The organism is Trichococcus patagoniensis (assembly GCF_003051085.1).
Taxonomy (GTDB): domain Bacteria; phylum Bacillota; class Bacilli; order Lactobacillales; family Aerococcaceae; genus Trichococcus; species Trichococcus patagoniensis.
The window spans coordinates 203,459-222,930 of sequence record NZ_QAOM01000001.1 but is presented as its reverse complement, the minus strand read 5'-3'; the positions used below and the strand labels follow the sequence as shown (position 1 = coordinate 222,930).

Here is a 19,472-nt window from a genome sequence, read left to right as displayed (position 1 = left end):
GCCTGCCTCGTGTGTTGATGATGTCTACTTTGTAGTATAGCTTGAAACAACGGGCGACTCAACCGTTTTTTATGGCGCTATAGGCTGTTCGCTCAAAAGAATCAATTGGTAATGCTCGTTGCCCGCGACAGCGTAGTGCGTCAGATAGTCATCAAAAATCACGTTATCCACTTGCAGCAACTTCAGGAAGAGCGTAGGAACACTGTAGCCTTCGTCATCAAAAACAAAGGCCGTCCGCGTATCCGGGGCAACTTCCGCTAATTTTTTTTCGATGCGTTGATCAGATAAAGTGAAGGCTGCCGTAAAATCGTTGACTCCTGCTTCACTCGGCATAAGTTCGCCCGCAGCCGAAAGCAACTTTTCGGATTCTTGGAACATCGCCAACCCTCTGCGTTCCCGCAGTACGCCCAAAATGCTTTTGATTTGCAGCACATTTTCCTCATCTGCAGCTACGCTTCGTTCCCAGTCGTCACGTCCGACTTCATAGGATTCGTCTGAAACGATGGAATAATATTCCAAATCCAGCAGCGCCTCATTCGAAAGGAAGTACATCCCATAAACCGTTTCTGTCACGTCATCAAACAGCAAAATCACAAAGCTGTCATTCTCGAACTGAATCAACGGCGTCAATTTTTGTTGTTTTTTAGACAAAGCCAGTTCATAGGGCGTATCGCTGACAGTAAGCTGAAAATTCCGTGCCAGGTAGCCCTCATCGAGTACGTTCTCCTGCGTCATGCCGATTGCGTACATGCCCGTTTCAATTTTGTTCCCCAAAATATACAGGGAGCGGATGATATCATCCTTGACGCCTATTTGGATATAGTCCGCAGCATTTGTTCCGAATATCCACCACTCACTGTCTCCGTAGGCTTTGCCTACACGAATCGGCTCCCCGTGCCTAGCCGTGTAGGCGGCAATGGGCTGGCCGATGTAGGATTCATAGCCCGTAACCGGCAAAGGATACCCTTCATTTTCATCAATGGATGTTTGTTCGTTCCTAGCGATGCTTGTAGGCGGCGGTGTTCGTTCCCCATTGTCCACATAGAGGGGGAGCGCATAGGCTATGAAAGTGAACAAAATGAAAAGTGATACTACTTTGATGGAAAAATTCATCCCTATCCCTCCTTGTGATTTCTGAACGTAAGATGGCAAAGAATACCACGATAAATCCTATTATACTCTATTTTTGTTCGATACGAAAAGCTTTCCGGCAGCTGATGCTCCGAGGCATCCGCTGGTTGGGGAATCGATGCATCCATTCAAAAAAAGAGCCGGATTCCCGGCTCTTTTTCCTGCTTATTTTGGTTGCTTGGAAATCTGATCGTTGATGTACATATTGTTGACCAGTCCGATGGAAACGGCGGATACCAACAAACTGGATCCTCCATAGCTGACGAACGGAAAGGTGACGCCGGTCAACGGCATCAGTCCGGTCGCACCCCCAACATTGATGACTCCCTGAACCAGGAACATAGTGCCGATTCCGATACAGACCAGTTGGGCAAACGGATCTTTTATTTTGATCGCATCCTTAAAAATACGATAGACCATATAGAAAAACAGTATCAAAACGAATGCAACACCCATCAGGCCCAACTCTTCCCCGACGATGGACAATATGAAATCGGTGTGGGGTTCCGGCAGATAGCCAGACTTCTGGATGCTTTCACCGATGCCTACACCGAAAAGGCCGCCCCTGCTTAAAGCGTAGTACGAATTCACCACTTGGTACCCGGAATCCTGTATGTCGGCAAACGGATCGATGAATGATGTGATCCTTTCCATCTGATAGGACTGGAAGAATGGGAGGCTGCTTCCGAATGTTTTCACCACGACGATGATCAGACCATAGATCGCTCCGATTGCCCCAAAAATCATTACCCCATATTTGACCTTGACTCCACTGTGAAGGAACAGCACGAGGCAGATGAAAGCAATGATGGCAGCCCCGCCGAGATCGGGCTGCAAGAAGACCATTATCACCGCTGCCGCCGTAATCAGGAGCGGTTTCTTCATCGTATCGTAAAAAACATCATTGATGCGGGACTGGTGTTTGGAAATGAACCAGGACAAGTAGAGGATCAGATTCAATTTCATGAACTCGGCAGGTTGGAATCCGAAAGATCCAATGTAGATCCAGCCGCGCGCCCCTTTCGTTGCCGTACCAGGCCAAAGCAAAAGGTACGCCAAGATACCGAAAAGAATATACAAAACAAGCATCAGCAGCTTTTCATTTTTGAACAGGCGTTTTGATAGGAATGAAACGAACAGGGCACCGAAAAGACCCAGGACGGCGAATAACATTTGCCTGTAAAAGAAGTGTTCCGAATTATTGTAATCCGTCATGGCGCGGTAACTGCTGGAGCTGTAGACCATCAGTATCCCGAAACCCGACAGGATGATGTATGGGATCAGAAGCCGCCAATCCATATAGGAGAGTTTTTTCTTGATTGCATTTTTAATCATGTAGACAACTAAACCCCTTTGTCGGCGGAATCATTTTTCGATTGATCAAAATAGTTCGTGTACATGGCGTTCAAGGAAGCCTCCAAATCACTCAATATCTTGTGCCCCTCTTCTTTCGAGATGATTCCCAATTTCACAGCATACTCGACTTCACGGGAGAATCCGTACATTTGCGTATCCACCACATCCTCAAAGGCTGGACAGTTCGCAAAGCAGAGGTGTTCTTTTTGGCTATTGATTAATTTGTAGATCTTTTCAGCATCCTGCATCAAGATTTCCAAAGCAGTCGTTTTGTTGATGCTATCCATTTTAATTCCTCCCCTCAAAAGTTACTTCATTCTATCTTGAAATACTCCGCATTCCTTGCGGTTGATACAAAAATTGTATGGTCTTTCTAGTATATTATACCAAACAAACAGGCCGACGCCTACCGTCATTCATCCCCCAACGGATTCCAGAGTAATGAAGAGAAAAAGGCCCGTGGCAATGGTTGCCACGGACCCTTCTTCAGAACTTGCTTTCGGATTATTCTGCTTTTTTCTTGCGTTTAGCAGATTTTTCGCGTTCATTTTTGTCTAAGATTTGTTTGCGCAGACGTACACTTTCAGGCGTCACTTCGCAATATTCATCTTCTCCCATGAATTCAAGCGATTCTTCCAACGTCAATGTGCGTGGGCGTTTGATCACGTTTGTAGAATCTTTATTTGCAGAACGGATATTCGTCATTTGTTTCGCTCTTGTGATGTTAACAGCGATGTCGGTGTCGCGGGCATTTTCGCCTACAATCATACCTTCGTAGATTTCCACACCAGGTTCGATGAAGATCGTTCCACGGTCCTCTACGCCCATGATGCCGTAAGTTGTTGTTTTGCCTGTTTCAGTAGAGACAAGCGCGCCTTTGCTACGTCCGCCGATTTTGCCTGGCAACTCTGGCAAGTACGCTTCAAACGTATGAGCCATGATCCCATAACCGCGTGTAATGGATAAGAATTCAGTAGAGTAACCGATCAGTCCACGTGATGGAACAAGGAAGATGATACGGACTTGACCATTGCCGCTGTTTTGCATATCTTGCATTTCAGCTTTGCGTTGGCTGATTGTTTCGATTACGGAACCCATATATTCTTCAGGGGTGTCGATCTGAACACGTTCAAACGGCTCGCATCTTACGCCATCAACTTCTCTGATGATAACTTCTGGACGGGATACTTGCAATTCGTAACCTTCACGACGCATGTTTTCGATTAGGATGGACAAGTGCAATTCCCCACGTCCGGAAACGATCCAAGCATCAGGAGAGTCGGTAGGATCAACACGCAAAGATACGTCTGTGTGCAATTGTTTCATCAAACGCTCTTCGATTTTACGGGAAGTGACCCATTTACCTTCACGGCCTGCGAAAGGAGAGTTGTTTGTAAGGAAAGTCATTTGCAATGTAGGCTCGTCGATATGCAGAACCGGCAAAGCTTCACGATGATCAACAGGAGTCACTGTTTCACCAACAAAGATATCCTCCATACCGGAAATCGCAATCAAATCGCCCGCCTTTGCTTCTTCGATTTCGATACGGTCCAAACCAAAGTAGCCGAACAGTTTTGATACACGGAAATTCTTGGATGTGCCATCCAATTTAAGTAAGGATACTTGGTCCCCAACTTTGATTGTGCCACGGAATACGCGTCCGATACCGATACGGCCAACAAAGTCACTGTAGTCAAGTAAAGCTACTTGGAATTGCAATGGTTCAGCAGAGTTGTCGATTGGAGCTGGAATGTGTTCGATGATTGCATCAAAGACGTTATCCATTGTATCTTCTTGTTCAGTTGGATCATCTGACATGCTTGAAGTACCATGCATTGCAGAAGCATAGACAACCGGGAATTCCAATTGTTCGTCATCAGCGCCCAATTCGATGAATAATTCCAGAACTTCATCAACAACTTCAGCTGGTCTAGCAGTCGGTTTGTCGATTTTGTTTACTACGACGATAGGAATCAGCTTTTGCTCCAAAGCTTTTTTCAATACGAAACGCGTTTGCGGCATCGTACCTTCGTAAGCATCGACAACAAGCACTACACCATCAACCATACGCATGATACGTTCAACTTCTCCACCGAAATCCGCGTGGCCTGGTGTATCCATGATGTTGATGCGCGTACCTTTGTATTGTACAGCTGTATTTTTCGCCAAGATAGTGATTCCGCGTTCTTTTTCAAGATCGTTGGAGTCCATTGCACGTTCCATAAGCTCAGTTCTAGCGTTCAATGTATCCGATTGTTTCAACAATTCATCTACTAATGTTGTTTTACCATGGTCAACGTGGGCGATGATTGCAACATTACGAATATCTTTTCTAAATTCCATTTGTTGTTTTCCTCCAAAATTTTACTTGTTTTTCACTGCTGTTTGATATGCCAACTGCTACTGCCATTATATAGTCGATCACAATTCTGAATTTGAACTTCCCATCAGTTTTCGTTTGCGGAATAGGTGAAAACCCGCTGAAAACTCATGAAGACAACTATCAACTTGTCCAGTCTATCACCTCCGGAACCATTTGGAAAGAAAAAAGTTAAATGTAACGGCTTTCTTGAAAAAGTTTTTCTTGGGGATGTCACTCCGCCTGGGATGCAAATGGCCAGCACGGATTCAGGGCCCAGCCCTCTTTATGGATTTATCCGCAAAAAGAGACATAATCCAGAATGATTATGCCTCTTTTTTTTTGATTGGGTCCTACATGTTTTTGATGACCAGTTCAGCAAATCCGGAGCAGCTGACTTTTTGGGCAGCTTCGTCCTTCATTAGATAATAGAAATCGCGTGTTACTGTTTTGTTGGCAATCGTCTTTTCGATGCCACGGGTGATTAAGTCACTGACTTCATTCCAGCCGATGTACTCGAACAACATAGCACCTGACAACAACACTGAGGAAGGATTCAATTCATCCAAACCGGCGTATTCCGGTGCAGTACCGTGTGTTGCTTCGAAAATGGCATGTCCAGTGTCCTCATTGATGTTAGCCCCCGGTGCAATCCCGATTCCGCCCACTTGAGCAGCCAACGCATCAGAAATATAGTCACCGTTCAGGTTCAATGTAGCGATGACATCATAGTTCTCAGGGTTCATCAAAATCTCCTGCAGGAAGATGTCAGCGATCCGGTCCTTGATGATCAACTTGCCTGCCGCAACAGCTTCTTCATAAGCTTTATCCGCTACCGCTCTGCCGTCTGCAGCTTTTACGGCATCGTATTGGGCCCAAGTGAAGACTTTGTCGCCAAATTCCCGTTCGGCTAAAGCATAGCCCCATTTTTTGAAGCCGCCCTCTGTGAATTTCATGATGTTGCCTTTATGGACCAACGTCACGGAAGTGCGTCCATTTGCCAATGCATACTGGATGGCGCTGCGGATCAAGCGTTCCGACCCTTCAATCGAAACTGGCTTGACGCCGATTGCTGATGTCTCAGGGAAGCGGATTTTGTCCACGCCGAATTGAGTCTGCAGAATCTCGATGATTCGTTTTGCCTCTTCGCTTTGCGCTTCGAACTCGATCCCTGCGTAGCAATCTTCGGTATTTTCCCGGAAGATGACCATATCGGTTTTTTCAGGTTCTTTCAGTGGTGTCGGCACGCCTTCGAAATAACGGACAGGGCGCAGGCAGACGAAAAGATCCAACGTCTGGCGCAAAGCGACATTCAAGGAACGGATGCCCCCGCCGATTGGTGTCGTCAGTGGTCCTTTGATGGCCACTAAATGCTCACGGATGACATCCATGGTCTCATCCGGCAACCAGGAACCAGTCAAATCAAAAGCCTTACCTCCTGCAAGCACTTCTTTCCAGACGATTTTACGGGAATCACCGTAGGCTTTTTCAACTGCTGCTTCAAATACTTTTTTGGATGCTTGCCAAATTTCCGGGCCGATGCCATCCCCTTCGATGAAAGGGATAATCGGAAAATCAGGTGTATGCAACCCTGTTTCGTTCATAACAATTTTTTCGCCTACTGTCATTGTGCAGTACCTCCAATAGTTTCTTTTTCGGACAAAGGGATGTAAGTCAGGTTAACGGATCCCACGTATTTAGAACGAGGACGGATCAAGGTAGCTTCACGCTTTTGCTCAAATACATGCCCTAACCACCCTGAAACACGGCTCATTGAAAACAATAGTGTGAAGAGATCATGTTCTATCCCAAAGCAGTGATACACAGTTGCAGAGTAGAAATCGACATTCGGAATCAAGCCTTTTTCCTTCAATAGATAGTCCTCCACTTCGCAGGAAAGATCATATAAATCTTCTTTTCCGAATTCCTTGGTCAATTCCTTAGCCATGCGTTTCAAATGTTTCTTGCGGGGATCTTCCGTTTTGTAGACACGGTGACCAAATCCCATGATTTTTTCTTTATTGTCCAATTTTGCTTTCAAGTAGCCTGGAACATCTCTGGTGTCTGATTCCGCTATTTCGGAAAGCATATCGAATACGCGCTCATTTGCTCCACCGTGCAAGGGCCCTTTCAGAGCCCCGATAGCTCCTGTGATGCACGAATAGACATCCGTCAGCGTAGACGCTGCAACGCGTGCAGTGAAGGTTGATGCGTTAAGATCGTGATCGGCATGGAGTACCAAACATTGATTATACGCTCTGACCAAATCCGGATTCGCCTCTTCGCCTGTCAACATATACAGGAAATTGGCTCCGAACGATAGGTCCTCGCGTGGCGCGATCGGATCCAAACCTTTGCGTAATCGGGCGAATGCGGCTACAATCGTCGGAATTTTTGCTTGTATCGAGATTGCTTGAATATAGACAGAACGTTCATCCATATCTTCCGCATACGGATCGAATACGCCCAATAGTGAGACTGTCGTGCGTAATACACTCATCGGGTGCAGATTTTGGCGGCACTGTATTTTCAGGCAAGCAATGACACTTTCAGATAAGGCCATATGCGTGTGAAGATCGTGCTGAAACTCCGCAAATTCTTCACGGCTAGGCATTCTTGAATTCCACAATAAAAAGATGATTTCTTCAAACGATGCATCTTTTTCCACTAATTCGTCGATATTATATCCTGAGTAGGATAATTGTCCCTCAACAATTGCGCTTAGGGAGGTTTCTGATACGACAACGTCTGCTAATCCTTTATGTACTTCCATGATTTTTCTCTCCTCTCAAAAACCTCTCTTCAGCAAATTGGATGGCTTGCTGCTTAGTAAGCAAGCCCCATTTTTTTACGGATCACCATCGGTAGGATGCCTCCGTTACGGTAGTAAGTCATATCCACTTCAGAATCAAAACGGGCAATGGTCGTGAATTTGATTTCTTGGCCATCGGATTTGACTGCCGTCACCGGAATTTCTGCATGGATGCCGACACTATCGTTCAAATCGATCGTGATTTTTTCCGATCCGTCCAGTCCCAAACTTTCTGCATCTTGGCCTGTTTGGTATTGCAAAGGCAATACGCCCATCATCACAAGATTCGAACGGTGGATTCTTTCATAGCTCTTGGCGATGACTGCTTCGACCCCAAGCAGTTTGACACCTTTGGCAGCCCAATCGCGGGATGAACCCATCCCATAATCATCACCTGCAAAAATCACTAATCCGGTTCCGTTTTGACGGTATCTTTCTGATGCATCAAAGATACTCATCTCTTCGCCGGTCGGCCAGTAAATAGTGAAGCCGCCGTCTTTGCCGGATACCAGTTGATTGCGGATACGCATGTTCGCCAACGTACCGCGCATCATCACTTCATGATTTCCGCGTCTTGCGCCGTATGAGTTGAAATCACGGACGCCCACGCCTTTAGAAGACAGATATTGTCCAGCTGGTGTGCTGATGTCGATGCTTCCTGCAGGGGAAATGTGGTCGGTCGTAACCGAGTCACCGAATTTACCCAATACCGATAGCCCATTCAAAGATACGATTGGTTTCGGTTCAGGCGATAAATTCTCGAAGAATGGCGGATTTGCGATGTAAGTCGATCCCTCTTCCCACTGGTACAAAGCGTCATCATTCGTTTCGATCGCATTCCATTCAGCATTGTCATCAAACACATGCAGATATTCCTCTTTGAATATCTCAGGTGTCACAAAATCACGGATCATCGCTTCGACAGCGTGTCTTTCCGGCCACAGATCCGCTAAGTAGACAGGTTGACCGTCTTTACCGTTACCGATCGGCTCGGTTTTCAGATCGATGTTCATCGTACCTGCCAACGCATAAGCGACTACCAATGGCGGAGATGCCAAGTAGTTGGCTTTGACCAATGCGTGGATCCGTCCTTCAAAGTTACGGTTTCCGCTCAATGCGCTTGAAACCAATAAGTCGTTGTTTTTGATTGCTTCTTCCACTTCAGGCAAAAGCGGTCCTGAATTTCCGATGCAGGTTGTACAGCCATAGCCGACAGTATTGAAGCCCAGTTCTTCCAGATAAGGCAGTAAACCGGCATTATCCAAATAAGCAGTAACTACTTTTGATCCGGGTGCCAAAGAAGTCTTGACGTATTTCGGAACGTTCAGTCCCAACTCCACTGCTCGTTTCGCCAATAAGCCGGCACTCAACATTACGTATGGATTCGATGTGTTCGTGCAGCTTGTGATGGCTGCGATCGCAATGTCTCCTGTTTTCATCTTCACTTCTTCTCCATCGAGGATCAGTGAAACTTCTTTTTCTGTTTCATCTTCGGATAATCCAAATCCGGCATTGCCTTTCGGGGCAACCAAGGATCTTTGGAAATCTTCTTTCAATTTCGATACCGGCACCAGATCTTGAGGGCGTTTCGGTCCCGCAACATTCGCCTCGATTGTGCTCAAATCGATTTCAACCACTGTGGTATATTCCGGTTCCGGATCCTCAACACGGTAGTAAAGATCATTTGCTTTAACGTATTCTTTTACTATAGCAACATGTTTTTCATCTCTGCCTGTCAACGTCAAGTAGTTAAGCACTTCATCGTCAACCGGGAAGAAGCCGCAGGTCGCACCATATTCAGGCGCCATGTTGGCGATGGTCGCACGATCCGCTAACGTCATGGAAGATAATCCAGGACCGAAGAATTCGACAAATTTTCCGACTACTTTCATTTCACGCAATTTCTGGGTGACTTTCAATGCCAAGTCGGTTGCGGTAGCTGCTTCCTGCAACGAATTGATGAAGCGTACACCTACGACTTCAGGAACAGGGAAGAAGGAAGGCTCGCCAAGCATGCTCGCTTCCGCTTCGATTCCGCCTACTCCCCAGCCCAATACGCCAAGCGCATTTGCCATCGTCGTATGCGAATCCGTTCCCACCAAAGTGTCAGGGAAAACTAAGCTTCTGTTTTCGTCGATTGCTTTTTCTGTGACGACTGATGCCAAGTACTCAATATTTACTTGGTGTACGATACCAGTAGCCGGCGGTACAGCACGATAGTTGTCGAATGCTTTTTGTGCCCAGCTCAAAAATTGGTAACGCTCCTGATTGCGTAAGAATTCCATCTTCATGTTAGCGATTAAGGCTTGCGGGGATCCGAAGTTATCTACTTGTACGGAGTGATCGATGACCAGATCGACAGGCACTTCCGGATTGATGATTGCTGGATCTCCGCCTAAATCATAGACTGTTTTTCTCAAGGAAGCCAAGTCAACGACTGCCGGCACTCCTGTGAAATCCTGCAGGATAACGCGGGAAGGTTTGAAGGGTATTTCGCCCTCGTTCGTTTCAGTTGCACTCCAGTTAGATAAAGTGACAACATGTTCTTCCTTGATGCCGCTTTCTCCCACTTGACGTAACAATGACTCAAGCAATACTCGGATTGAGTAAGGCAGTTTAGCAATTTTTATTTTTTCATTGTTTTCTAATTTTTTTAATTTATAGTATTCATACTGATGACCATTTAAACTAAAAGAAGCTATGGCATTTTGATTAGATTCTGACATTGTATAACCCCCGTTTATCATCTTTTTCACATCCAACTCACTGAATACGAAAATTATAACCATAATTTAATCAAATGTAAATGTTTTAAATAAAAAAAACACCACAACGATGCAAGAACAACCAGAAAAAGCTTACATGGATTTGTAAGGTTTTTCATTAGAAAAAATGAGAACCACGCTTCATCAGCCACAAAAATGAGAGCCTTCCTAATCTAACTCCATTAAAAAAGCTCATTTCTACTCATTTGTTTATCATCTTTTGGAAATTTCTCACATTTATTATTTTTAATCCAATTCTCTTTCTGAGAAAAGGCGTTTTACTTTTAAACGTAAGTTGACAAAACCGCTTATACTCTGCCTTCTCATGTCATAAATACTGACATCTTTCGTGAACCGAAAAAAAATGAACAAAATGCATTTTTCTGCATCTTGTCCACTCTAATTTTAATGTTGAGAAGGTTTGATCACTCATTGCCATTCGTTCTGGATCTCTTGGAAAGCATATCTGTTGGCGACAATCACTGCATTGTTCTGCAGCAGATTTATTTTTTCTCCCGTAACTTGTCTATAGACCAAGCCTACCTCTTCGGCTATGACCAATCCGGCCGCTATGTCCCATGGGGCCAAGGAAGGAGCGATATAAGCTACCAATTTACCGGAAGCAACCCATGCCGTTTCCAACCCGGCGGAGCCGTTCACGCGCAACCCACTGCTGTTTTTGGCGATTCTGCGCGCTTCATCCGCATCCGAGACCACCAATCGGTTACTGATTGCGACCAATCCCTCAGATAGAGGCAGTTCCTCTACCGTAGGCAGTCTCCGATCATTGCAGTAAGCCCCGTTATGCCGGATAGCAAAATAGAGCTCGTCCCGGACGACATCATAAATATAGCCCAAATGACCGACACCATCCTCATAGATACCGATCATGATGGCAAAATTTGCTCTCTGCTTGATGAAATTGAGGGTGCCATCAATCGGATCGATGATCCAGACAATTCCATCCAGATCCTGTATATCATGTCCTACGCTTTCTTCTCCCAAAATACGCTCATCCGGGAAATGTGCAGTGATTTTCTCATACAGGAACACCTCGATTTCCCGATCCATGTTTGTAACCAGATCCGTTCGCGATGTTTTTTCTTTAATTTCAAGCTCCTGGTTGAACGATTCCCGCAGCAAGTCTGCAGCTTCATGCAACCAAGACTTGATCAGGCTATGCCTTCTATCGATCTGATCCATCCGGCTCCTCCCTTCTGCCGCTCCGCTATCTGCGACTTATCCAGTCATTTAACGCTCCCCTAGGAAAATTTTATTCTTTTCGCTTTTCTTTATTTCCTGCAGCACTTTGTACAAAGAATAACCAGATTCTTTCTCGAACTGATTGCCGTATTTCTTTTCCTGACCGACTGAAGGCAGCACCGTCTTAAATTCACGGTAAGCCTGCATAAAGTCTTCTTTGCTGATTCCACTTTCATAAGCACGCTCGACAGCATTCCATAAAGAGATAACTTTAACGATCTCCTCTTTGGACCATTCTACTTCGAACGGATAGTCGTAATGTTGCATCTTGTTCCCTCCATCTGATTCCTGTTTCTACTATATTATACATGATAAAAAAAATAAAGAGAATCCGGATTCGGATTCTCTCTACTTGTGACTATTTTGGAATTAAATGTGGATCGGCATGCCCAAAGCCAATTCGGCAGCATCCATGATTGTTTCGGATAAGGATGGATGACCGTGGATTGTCAACGCAATATCTTCCGCATTCATTCCAGCTTCAATCGCCAAACCAAGCTCAGCGATAATTTCGCTGGCATTTACACCGGCAACTTGCGCGCCAACCAGAACATTATCTTCTTTTGTCGTAACCAAACGGACAAAACCTTCTGTCTGGTTCAATGACAATGCGCGTCCGTTACCTGACAATGGGAATTTAGATGCTTTTACATCCAAACCTTTGTCTTTTGCTTCAGCAGCAGTGAAGCCGATGGTAGCTAATTCAGGATCCGTAAAGGCAACCCCTGGCATAGCACGGTAATCGACTGCAGAAGGATGTCCAGCAATGGCTTCAGCCGCAATTTTAGCTTCGTAGCTGGCTTTATGAGCCAAAGCAACACCAGGAACGATATCGCCGATCGCAAAAATGTGTTTTACATTTGTACGGCCTTGATTATCGACCTTAACCAAACCACGGTCAGTCATTTCAACTCCGACTACTTCAAGGCCCAAGTCATCCGTATTCGGACGGCGACCGACCGTAACCATTACGTAGTCAGCTTCGATAACTTCTTCTTTTCCGTTTGCTTCATATTTGACGGTTACGCTGTCTCCGTTGTCGATGGCTTCTTTAGCCATTGCTTTCGTGACGACTGTAACACCTTTTTCTTGGAATGATTTTTCAACGAATTTAACCATATCTTTTTCGAATGTCGGCAAAATTTGTGGAGATCCTTCAAGAATAGTCACTTCAGAGCCTAGGTTAGCGTATGCTCCGCCCAGTTCGGTACCGATGACACCGCCACCGACGATGACTAATTTCTTAGGAACTTCCGTCAAATTCAATCCGCCAGTGGAATCGATGACGCGTCCGCCAAATTTGAAACCTTTGATTTCGATCGGACGGCTACCAGTAGCGATGATCGCATTTTTGAAAGTATACGTTTGGGCTGCATCTTCAGTGAAGACACGCAATGTTTCTCCGTCATTAAAGAATGCATTCCCAAGGATAATTTCAACTTTGTTTTTCTTCAACAAGTACTCAACACCGGACGTCAATGTTTTGACTACTTTGTTGTCTTTCCATTCTTGTGTTTTCGAGAAGTCCAGTTTCACATTTTCAGTTGTGATACCGAAAACCGAGGAATCCAAAGCTTCTTGATAATGATGTCCAGCAGAAATCAATGCTTTTGAAGGGATACAACCGACGTTCAAACAAACGCCTCCGATCCATTCTCTTTCGATGATTGCTACTTTTTGTCCTAATTGTGCAGCGCGGATGGCAGCTACATAGCCACCAGGTCCCGCTCCAACAACAACTGTGTCTAATTCAACTGCGAAATCGCCTACTACCATTGTCTATTCTCACCCTTCCATCAATAATAATTCTGGATCAGCCAATAATCTCTTAATGTTGTTCATTGCTTTTTGAGCAGTTGCGCCGTCAACGATACGGTGGTCGAAACTCAATGAAAGTTTCATAACGCGACCGACTGCCAATTCGCCTTCTGCATTGACGATAGCTTGTTGCGCAATCGTTCCAACACCTAGGATGGCCACTTCAGGGTAGTTGATGACTGGCGTGAAGAATCCGCCGCCAACAGAACCGATGTTGCTGATAGTAACAGAACCGTTTCTCATATCCGCAGCTGCCAGTTTGCCGTCATGGGCTTGTGCAGCCATGTTGTTGATTTCATCGGCAATTTTGAACATGCCTTTTGTATTTGCGCCTTTAACGTTCGGTACGTACAGACCATTGTCGGTGTCTGTAGCGATACCGATGTTGATGTAGTTCTTCAACACGATTTCTTGAGCTGCATCATCGATGGATGCATTCAGGATAGGGAAGTCGCGTACAGTCGCTGCCAATGCCTTAACGACATACGGCAAGAAAGTAAGTTTTGTTCCTTGTGCTGCAGCAACATCTTTGAATTTCTTACGGTGATCCCATAATTTGGATACTTCTACTTCATCAAACAAGGTTACGTGAGGCGCTGTATGCTTGCTGTTGACCATTGCTTTCGCAATCGCTTTTCTTGTTGGAGACATTTTTTGGCGTGTTTCCGCTTCGCCCATATTGGAAGAGAATGCTTGAGCTGGCGCTGCAGCTCGTGGTGCTTGAGCCGCTGCTACAGGGGCCGCTTGGACTGCCGCTTGTGCCGAAGTTTGAGCTTGGACTGCTGGAGTCACAGCTTTTGCTGCCACTGGAGCTACTCCGCTGAAGTTATCGATATCTTCCTTCAGGACACGACCGCCTTTTCCAGTCGGTGCAACTGAAGTGATGTCGATGCCTTTTTCGCGTGCGTATTGACGGACGGATGGCATAGCCAAAACTTGTTTGTTAGGATTTGCTGCTGCTGCAACCACGCCCGATGACGTTGGTGCACTTGAAGCTGCTGCAGGAGCTGCTGCTGCTTTTGGTGCTGCTGCAGCCGGGCCGTTTTGGCCTGGTGCATCGATTTCCACCAATACATCGCCGATGACTGCCACTGTGCCTACTGGCGCTACGATGCGGACTACTCTGCCTGTAACCGGAGATGGAATCTCTTCAACAGATTTGTCGTTCTGCACTTCAACCAATGTATCGTCTTCATTGATCATATCGCCTTCTTTGATAGGCCAAGAAACGATTTCGCCTTCCATGATACCCTCGCCTAGAGCAGGCAATTTGAATTGGAACAGTCCTCCTGTTGAAGCAGCAGGTGCTGCTGGAGTTGATGCCGCTGAAGTTGTTGCTGGTGCAGGAGCTGCAGAGCCTTCATCTTCATAACCTGGAGCATCGATTTCCACCAATACATCACCGATGACTGCAACAGTACCTACTGGTGCAACGATTTTCAAGACTTTCCCGGTTACTGGGGACGGGATTTCTTCGACTGATTTATCATTTTGTACTTCTAATAATGTGTCATCTTCATTGATGGTGTCACCTTCTTTGATTGACCAAGAAACGATTTCACCTTCCATGATACCTTCGCCTAAAGCAGGCAACTTGAATTTAAAAGACATTTTCTTAACTTCCCTTCATTTGTCTATTTTTGGATTTCCGACGCACAAAAGCGAACAAATACAATTCTATGGGATATGGAATTGTATTTGTTCAAGCTTTCAGCTCTTAGAAATGATAAGTTTCTCTTACTTTATTCTCGATATCAGTAGCATTCGGTAACCAAATGTTTTCTGCTTGACCGAACGGGAAGACAGTATCCGGAGCAGCTACACGTCCGATAGGAGCTTCTAACGATAACACTGCACGTTCAGAAATTTCGGACATGACCATTGCGCCCACACCAGCTTGACGCTGTGCTTCTTGGACTACTACGACACGGCCTGTTTTTCGTACAGAGGCAATGATCGTTTCGACATCAAGTGGAGCAACAGTACGCAAATCGATTACTTCAACCGAAATGCCTTCTTTTTCAAGTGTTTCTGCAGCTTTGATAGCTTCGCGGACCATTGCGCCGTAAGTGATGACGGACACGTCAGATCCTTCTTTTGTGATGGCAGCTTTGCCGATAGGAACAGTGTACGCTTCTTCAGGAACTTCCTCACGGAATGAACGGTACAATTTCATGTGCTCCAAGAAGACAACGGGATCGTTATCACGGATAGCTGAAATCAACAACCCTTTTGCATCGTATGGGTTCGAAGGGATAACCACTTTCAAACCTGGTGATTGAGCCATCAAGCCTTCCAAGTTATCCGAGTGCAATTCAGGTGTATGCACACCGCCACCGAAAGGAGAGCGGAAAACGATTGGCAGATTACGCGTGCCTGCCATGCGGTAACGTGTACGTGCAGCTTGTGCTACAACTGTATCCATTACTTCAAATACAAAACCGAAGAATTGGATTTCCGCAACGGGACGGAAACCTTCCAACGCCAAACCGAATGCCAAACCACCGATACCGGATTCAGCTAAAGGAGTATCAAACACGCGGTCTTCGCCGAAGCTCTCTTGAAGTCCTTGTGTCGCACGGAATACACCGCCGTTTTTACCAACGTCTTCTCCGAAGATCAAAACGTTTGGATCGTTTGCAAGTTCAATTGCAAGCGCATCAGTGATGGCTTGGATCATAGTTAATTGTGCCATGATTATTTAGTCTCCTTTGCTTCGTAATACGCGATTTGTTCTGCCATAGTTTGGTTTGGTTCTTCGAACATGCTCTTCAAGAAGTCAGATACTTTTTGTTTAGGAGCTTGGTCAGCTTCCTTGATGGCATCTTTGATTTCTTCTTTGACTGATTCGATGACTTCATTTTCTTTTTCTTCAGACCATAAACCTTTTGCGGTCAAAAATTTGCGCATGCGGATCAATGGGTCTTTTGCTTGCCAGCCTTCCAATTCAGCAGTGTCACGGTAACGCGTTGGATCATCACCTGATAAGGTATGCGGACCAAAGCGGTAGCAGATTGTTTCGATTAATACAGGGCCATTTCCTGCAACAGCATATTCTCTTGCTTTTTTAGTTACGGCGTATACAGCCAGCATGTCCATTCCATCTACCTGGATACCAGGGATTCCGGCAGCCATAGCTTTCTGTGCCAAAGTTTGAGCAGCGGTCTGCACGTGGCGAGGTGTTGAAATCGCCCATCCATTATTTTGGATGAAGAAGAGCGCAGGTGCTTTGTAGGATCCGGCAAAGTTGATTCCTTCATAGAAATCTCCTTGCGAGCTTCCTCCATCACCAGTATATGTGATGGCTACATTTTTCTTGTTGCGTTTCTTCAAGCCCAACGCGACACCGGCAGCTTGCACATATTGTGCGCCGATGATGATTTGCGGTGGTAAAGCTTTGATGTCGTCAGCGTATTTATTGCCATCCACGTGGCCTCTTGACCAAAGGAAAGCTTGCGTCAACGGCAACCCGTGTTTGACCAGTTGAGGAACATCGCGGTAACCAGGCAACAAGACATCTTCCTTGTCGATTGCTGCAATACTTCCTAATTGGCTCGCTTCCTGACCGGCTGTTGGTGCATAGAAACCTAATCTGCCTTGACGATTCAACGCAGTTGAACGTTCATGTAAAATTCTGGACCATACCATATCTGTCATGAATTGAACCAATTGTTCATCAGAAAGATCTGGCATAAGGTCAGGGTTTACAATATTCCCTTCTTCATCCATGATTTGGACCATGCGAAAATCTGTGTTCGTGCTGCTTAATAATGCGTCAATGTCGATTTTTGTTTGTTTTGTAGCCATGCTAACACTTTCCTCTCTATTCCCTTGATATTTCATCTCTGTCGATGAGGTTTATACAGATGATTTCAACTGTATCAATTCACAGTTGTTACATGAATAATTTACCACGCATCCGAGATATATGCAAGGCAAAAGGAAAGTTTTCGATTTTTGTGCACAAAATATCTAGTGCTACTTAATTGTAAGCGTTTAACATAGGTGTTTTGTTCATTATTTAACGAGCGTTATTTTTGTCTCTATGTTTTATTATTGATTCATTATTATTACGTATGTTTACAGATTGTCGCAATCAGACACAAGGATTCTGTATTAATCCTACATGAAATCTGTTTCTATCAAAATTATGAAGCATTGATGGAATAGGCTTTCATAAGTATAACAGCCAGTTTATTATAACTACCCCTTTTTGGATAACCAGTTTCAGCAATTTTTCATAACCAGTTTGCTATTATTTTGCGGCTTATGGCCTGCCATTCCATTCATTCACGAAATCACAATCTCGCCACTATGAAAATAGGATTAAAACGCGTGGACATTCCGCTCAAAAACAAAGAAAAAAGGTCATTTCAATTAAGAAATAACCTTTTTTATATAAATTTATGCTGAAACTTGTTTTAAACTAAACCCTGATAAATCATAGCATCGGCAACTTGCACAAACGCTGCGATGTTGGCACCTGCCAAATAGTTGCCCGGTATGCCGTATTCTTCAGCTGTTTTTTCAGCTGTCTTAAAGATGTTTGTCATAATCTCCTGCAGCTTGCCGTCGACTTCTTCGAATGTCCAATGACTATGGGCACTGTTCTGAGCCATTTCCAGCGCGGAAGTCGCTACTCCGCCTGCATTGGCTGCTTTAGCCGGCCCATAAAAAATGTTATTGTCTGCATAGATTTCCACAGCTTCCAAAGTGCTCGGCATGTTCGCGCCTTCGCTGACACAATAGACGCCAGCTTTGACTAATCTTTCAGCTTGTTCTTTGTCGATTTCATTTTGCGTTGCGCTAGGCAAGGCAATGTCATAGTTCAGATCGAAGTCCCATACACTTCCATCTTTATATTCTGCAGTCGCTTTTTCAGAAACATAGGCTGTCAATCTTTCGCGACGAACTTCTTTGATGTCCTGAAGCAAAGCGACATCGATGCCTGATTCATCGTAGATAAATCCATTTGAATCGGAACACGCCACAACCGTGCCACCAAATTCATGAACTTTTTGGATAGCATAGATGGCAACATTTCCGCTTCCGGACACTACCACTTTTTGGCCGGCAAACGATTTCCCGTTCGCTTTCAGCATTTCTTGTGTGTAGTAGACCAGACCGTATCCTGTCGCTTCTGTACGGGCCAAACTTCCGTTCATGACGACCGGTTTTCCGGTCAGAACACCTGTCTCAGCGCCGTTCAAGCGTTTGTATTGGCCATACATGTAGCCGATTTCGCGTCCGCCGACACCGATATCGCCAGCAGGGACGTCCAAAGTAGGGCCGATGTGTCTTTGCAGTTCAGTCATGAATGATTGGCAGAAGCGCATCACTTCAGCATCCGTTTTGCCTTTAGGATCGAAATCAGATCCGCCTTTACCGCCGCCGATCGGTAATCCGGTCAGGCTGTTTTTGAAGATTTGTTCGAAGCCTAAAAATTTCAGGATGCTTTCGTTGACGGTCGGGTGGAAACGCAAACCACCTTTGTATGGCCCGATCGCTGAATTGAATTGGACACGGAAACCTTTGCTGACTTGAACGTCCCCTTTGTCATCCATCCACGGAACACGGAAAGAAACGATGCGTTCAGGTTCTACCATTCTTTCAAGGATGTTCCATTTTATGTAGTGAGGATTCTTTTCCAAAGCTGGTTCGATCGTGTCGAACAACTCCCTTACCGCCTGTAAAAATTCTTTTTGATGCGGGCCTCTGTCTTCAACCTTTTTATAGACTTTTTCAATATAATCTTTAGCAACTGTCATAAAAATCATCTCTTCTTTCGCTATAAAGTTAAAAAAACCTCACACCGTCGTGTAATCATTTTTTCATTTTCCTATTTTACACATACCTCTTCTTTATTACAAGGAAAAAGATGAGTCTAGCTTTTTTTTTTCGAAACGTGTACTATGTAACGTGAAGTGTTTTGTAGTTTGCTAGCCCAATCATTTCAATATAAAAACCA

The 19,472-nt window shown here is 45.1% G+C and carries 14 protein-coding genes; all 14 read right to left on the bottom strand.

The window, feature by feature from the left end; genetic code table 11:
- Nucleotides 1-69 precede the first annotated feature (69 nt).
- Complete coding sequence (locus tag C8U37_RS01135; protein WP_108031454.1) at nt 70-1,113, bottom strand: CAP-associated domain-containing protein; 1,044 nt, start codon at nt 1,111-1,113, stop codon at nt 70-72.
- Between the two features lie 183 nt (nt 1,114-1,296).
- Entirely contained in the window at nt 1,297-2,466 is a 1,170-nt protein-coding gene (gene ftsW, locus C8U37_RS01130) for a putative lipid II flippase FtsW (RefSeq protein WP_108031453.1), read from the bottom strand.
- A gap of 8 nt (nt 2,467-2,474) precedes the next feature.
- Nucleotides 2,475-2,774: an Fpa/YlaN family protein gene (locus C8U37_RS01125; protein WP_086628219.1), complete on the bottom strand. Its 300-nt coding sequence runs from the start codon at nt 2,772-2,774 to the stop codon at nt 2,475-2,477.
- A gap of 217 nt (nt 2,775-2,991) precedes the next feature.
- Entirely contained in the window at nt 2,992-4,830 is a 1,839-nt protein-coding gene (typA, locus tag C8U37_RS01120; RefSeq protein WP_106448745.1) for a translational GTPase TypA, read from the bottom strand.
- Nucleotides 4,831-5,199: 369 nt separating this feature from the next.
- A complete protein-coding gene (gene icd / locus C8U37_RS01115; RefSeq protein WP_108031452.1) occupies nt 5,200-6,474 on the bottom strand; it encodes an NADP-dependent isocitrate dehydrogenase in 1,275 nt (424 codons plus the stop codon).
- Entirely contained in the window at nt 6,471-7,619 is a 1,149-nt protein-coding gene (locus C8U37_RS01110) for a citrate synthase (protein ID WP_108031451.1), read from the bottom strand. Before C8U37_RS01110 ends, icd begins: the two co-directional genes overlap by 4 nt.
- A gap of 53 nt (nt 7,620-7,672) precedes the next feature.
- The gene (acnA, locus tag C8U37_RS01105; protein ID WP_108031450.1) at nt 7,673-10,384 is read right to left on the bottom strand and encodes an aconitate hydratase AcnA; all 2,712 of its coding nucleotides are present in this window, start codon (nt 10,382-10,384) and stop codon (nt 7,673-7,675) included.
- A gap of 468 nt (nt 10,385-10,852) precedes the next feature.
- The gene (locus C8U37_RS01100) at nt 10,853-11,626 is read right to left on the bottom strand and encodes an inositol monophosphatase family protein (RefSeq protein WP_108031449.1); all 774 of its coding nucleotides are present in this window, start codon (nt 11,624-11,626) and stop codon (nt 10,853-10,855) included.
- A 48-nt stretch (nt 11,627-11,674) separates the two neighbouring features.
- Complete coding sequence (locus tag C8U37_RS01095; protein WP_068562534.1) at nt 11,675-11,953, bottom strand: UPF0223 family protein; 279 nt, start codon at nt 11,951-11,953, stop codon at nt 11,675-11,677.
- 102 nt (nt 11,954-12,055) lie between these two features.
- Nucleotides 12,056-13,462 (bottom strand): dihydrolipoyl dehydrogenase, encoded by a 1,407-nt coding sequence (lpdA, locus tag C8U37_RS01090; RefSeq protein ID WP_108031448.1) that lies wholly within the window; start codon nt 13,460-13,462, stop codon nt 12,056-12,058.
- 9 nt (nt 13,463-13,471) lie between these two features.
- On the bottom strand, nt 13,472-15,115 hold the full coding sequence (locus C8U37_RS01085; RefSeq protein WP_108031447.1) for a 2-oxo acid dehydrogenase subunit E2: 1,644 nt from the start codon (nt 15,113-15,115) through the stop codon (nt 13,472-13,474).
- 106 nt (nt 15,116-15,221) lie between these two features.
- Nucleotides 15,222-16,199, bottom strand: coding sequence for an alpha-ketoacid dehydrogenase subunit beta (locus C8U37_RS01080; RefSeq protein ID WP_108031446.1), 978 nt, complete (start codon nt 16,197-16,199; stop codon nt 15,222-15,224).
- Nucleotides 16,200-16,201: 2 nt separating this feature from the next.
- Nucleotides 16,202-17,311 carry a pyruvate dehydrogenase (acetyl-transferring) E1 component subunit alpha gene (gene pdhA, locus C8U37_RS01075; protein WP_108031445.1) on the bottom strand — a complete coding sequence of 370 codons (1,110 nt, stop codon included), beginning with the start codon at nt 17,309-17,311 and terminating at the stop codon, nt 16,202-16,204.
- A gap of 614 nt (nt 17,312-17,925) precedes the next feature.
- Entirely contained in the window at nt 17,926-19,272 is a 1,347-nt protein-coding gene (gdhA, locus tag C8U37_RS01070; protein ID WP_108031444.1) for an NADP-specific glutamate dehydrogenase, read from the bottom strand.
- Nucleotides 19,273-19,472 lie beyond the last annotated feature (200 nt).